This is a genomic window from Lysobacter sp. 22409 (assembly GCF_052045105.1).
Taxonomy (GTDB): domain Bacteria; phylum Pseudomonadota; class Gammaproteobacteria; order Xanthomonadales; family Xanthomonadaceae; genus Lysobacter; species Lysobacter antibioticus_B.
The window spans coordinates 1-3,131 of the sequence record NZ_JBQEOE010000103.1 but is presented as its reverse complement, the minus strand read 5'-3'; the positions used below and the strand labels follow the sequence as shown (position 1 = coordinate 3,131).

At 67.4% G+C, this 3,131-nt stretch carries 1 protein-coding gene; it reads left to right on the top strand.

Features of this window, described 5'->3' with window-relative positions:
• Positions 1 to 3,131: autotransporter domain-containing protein (locus tag ACTJJK_RS23140; protein ID WP_440731362.1), on the top strand; the 3,131-nt coding region annotated here is incomplete at both ends.

Here is a 3,131-nt window from a genome sequence, read left to right as displayed (position 1 = left end):
GCCGGCAATACGGTCAACTTCGAATTTCTGCAGAAGGACAACGCAGGCATCGCGACCCTGACCGGCACCCAAAGCTTCAGCGGCGGCACCACCCTCAACGGCGGCGAGCTCGCGGTCGCCGGCGCGCTGAGCACGCCGACCGTGGCGATGAACGACGACACCACGTTGACCGTCGACGGCAGTCTGGACGCAGGGGCGGGCATCGCCGCCGCGATCACCGGCAGCGTCGGCGTCAACACGGTGACTATCAACGGTTCGGCTTTGGCCAACGGCAATCTCGGCGCCGGCGAGGACGTGCTCGACGTGGTCGGCACGCTGGACACCTTGGGCGGCACCTTCGCACTGGGCGACGGCGACGACAGCTTCGTCGTCCACGACGGCACCACGGTGCTCGGCACCATCGACGGCGGCGCCGGCCTGGATACGCGCGTCTACGACATCGATCTGACCGCAGACCTGGGTGCGTTGGTCAACTTCGAAGGCGTGACCAAGACCGGCACCGGCACGCTCAACATCATCGGCCCGAGCGCAACCGACTTGCAGGAGGTCAGCGTGCTCGGCGGTACCTTGAATATCGGCCCGGCCGGCAGCGTGGTGGCGACCGCAGGCAGCACACTGGCCACGGTGGTCGGAGCCGGCGCGACCTTGAACGTCGACGGCAGCTTCGGTTGCGGCGCCGCCAACGACACGATGAGCGTGTCGGGCACCGTGTCCGGCAGCGGCAGCATCGACCTGTGCGGCGGCGAAGACGTGCTGACCCTCGGCGACGGCGCCGCGCTCAACGCGGTCATCAGCGGCGGCGGACACGGCAGCGGCGACACGGTGGTGCTCGACAACGCCAACGCCTTCAGCTTCGATGCCGGCAACACGATCAACTTCGAGTTCCTGCAGAAGGACAACGCCGGCGAAGTCACGCTGACCGGCATCCAGAGCTTCAGCGGCGGCACCACGCTCAACGGCGGCATTCTGAGCGTGGCCGGAACCCTGCAAACGCCGACCTTGGCGATGGCCGACGGCACCACGCTCGCGATCGACGGCCGCGTGCAAGGCATGGCCGCGGGCCAGACCGTGTTGACCGGCAGCGCCGGCGTCAACACGGTCGAAGTGGCCGCTGGCGCGAGCTTGCTCGCTTCCGGCGACCTCGGCGACGGCGACGATGCATTCGACCTGGCCGGCACGCTCGACACCGGCAGCGGCACGTTCGCGCTCGGTGCCGGCGACGACCGCTTCATCGTCCACGAAACCACCGCAGCGATCGGCACGGTCGAAGGCGGCCTCGGCAACGACACGCTCGAGGCAAATATCGGAGGCGGCTTCAACGTGCCGCTGGGCAGCATGCTGGGCTTCGAATCGCTGGCTAAGTCCGGTGCCGGTGCGTTGCAGATCAACGGGCCTTCGCAGTTCATCGACGTCGAGGTGATCGGTGGCCTGCTCGAAGTCACCGCCAGCGGCAGCGTGTCCGCGCAGAACACTACGGTCGCCGCCGGCGCGACCCTGAAGGCCACCGGCCTCTACAGCGGCACCGCCGGCAACGACAGCTTCGCGTCGTCGGGCACGGTGATCGGCAACTTCGAATTCGGCGCCGGCAACGACAGCGCCGATTTCCGCGGCGGCGACTTGAGCGGCCTGGTCCGCTTCGACGGCGGCGCCGGCGGCGAGGATCGGGTGAACTTCCACGGCATGACCCTGGACCAGAGCGATGTGAGCCCGCTAGTGAACTGGGAGCGCGTCGACCTGCTCACCGGCACTCACCTGACCTTGACCGCGCCGCTGAACTTGGCCGGCGGCTTGCTGTCGATCGACGGCACCTCGGAACTGATCGGCATGAGCGGCGCCAGCCTCACCGGCAATTTGTCCAACTCGGGTTTCATCCGGGTCGGCAGCGCCCGCTTCGGCATCAGCGGCAACTACACCGGTGGCGGCGCGCTGGCGCTGACGGTATCGCCGGGCAATCAGAGCTCGGGCGGTTTGGACATCGGCGGCGACGTCATCGGCAGCACCGCGGTGACCTTCCTCGGCGACGGCAGCGAGACCCCGCAACAGCCGGCCTCGATCCGGGTGATTTCGGCGCCGAACGACAACGCAACGACCGCAGGCAGCTTCATTTCCGCCGGCGCGAGCGACGGCGTGGTGCGCTTGAACGGCAGCGTGTTTCCATGGACCTTCGACCGCCAGGGCGATGGCTGGTATCTCAACACCGAAGCCAGCGACATCCTGCCGGAAATCGGCGGCTACGCCGTGCTGCCGAGCATCGGCGCCGCGCTGATCCAGGAGAATAACCGCCTGCTGTTCGAACGCATGGCCGGTGTGCGCGGCGACACCCCGCGCTGCGGTTCGCACGAAGACGAAATGGAACGCGCCTATTGGTCGCTGGAAGGGGACTGCCACGGTTTCTGGGTGGCTGCCACCGGCAGCGAACTGGAGATGGGCGCCAACCCTGGCTTCGCTTTCAGCGGCGACACACTCGGCTTGTACGTCGGCGTCGATGCGCAGTTACAGGATCGCGAGACCCGCACCCTGCGCGGCGGCTTGTTCGTCGCGTTCCAGCACGGCAACTACTGGGCCAGCGGCACCAACTCGACCGACCTGCAAGGCATCGGCGAAGCCAACGTGCGCGTCGATACGCCGATGGTCGGCATGTACGGCAGCGTCAGTTGGAAGAATGGCACCTACCTCGACATGACCTTGGTCGGCCAATTGCCGGAAGCTGACATCACCGTCGCCGATGGCTTCAAGGAAGAGATCGGCGGCAACAGCCTGACCGCAAGCGCGCAGCTCGGCCATCGCTTTCACTTGAGCAACGGCTGGACCGTCGAACCGCAAGTGAACCTGAGCGCCAGTGCGATGCAGTGGCAGGACCAGCGCGATGCGAGCGGCAAGCAACTGGTGATGGACGACGACCTGCTGGGCACGGTGCGCGCCGCGGTGCGTGCCGAGAAGCGTTTCGAGACGGCCGGCGGCGCACGCATCCGCCCGTGGGCGACGCTCGGCCTGCAGGACACCCTGGGCGAGAAGGACAACGCCTTGCTGGTGGTGCCGATCGGCTCCGGCACGCAACCGCAAGCGTTTCCGAACCACGAGCTGGGCCTGATGGCGACCGTCGACGTCGGCGTGGAAGCCGAGTTGAACGA